Annotated in this window: 1 pseudogene; it reads left to right on the top strand. The window is 60.4% G+C overall.

Annotated elements, in window-relative coordinates:
• Positions 1-119: 119 nt before the first annotated feature.
• A pseudogene (locus M5C01_RS32815) lies at positions 120-414 on the top strand (hypothetical protein); the annotation flags it as partial.

The following is a 414-nucleotide window of genomic DNA, read 5'->3' as shown; positions in this document are numbered from 1 at the left end:
TACGTGGGACGAACCGCTTTCCATCCCCTACGTGGAGGCCGATCTGGTCGTGCTGGCCGGTGATATCCACAACCATGCGAAAGGCCTTGCGCTGGGCGGCGGAGAACTTCGGTTCACAGGTGCCGGTTATTTATGTACCGGGCAACCATGAGTATTACGGCGGTGAATTCGGTGCCCTCGAAAGCGCGATGCAAGCCGCCGCGCGCCGCTTGCCCAACGTGCATTTCCTGAACAACACAACCTTCATTGAGCGAAATGGCCAATGGCGGGTGCTCGGTACCACGTTGTGGACAGACTTCTCGTTGTTCGGCGCTGGCGATGCGGCGCTGCGCGAGTCCATTGCAGAGGCCGAGCGGGCCATACTCGACTACCAGGGCGTGATTCAGGTCTTATCGCCGGAGCTCGAAGCCCTGC

Origin of the sequence: Pseudomonas sp. MWU12-2319 (genome assembly GCF_023242525.1) — a bacterium.
GTDB lineage: Bacteria > Pseudomonadota > Gammaproteobacteria > Pseudomonadales > Pseudomonadaceae > Aquipseudomonas > Aquipseudomonas gingeri_D.
This window is presented reverse-complemented; position numbering and strand designations above follow the sequence as displayed.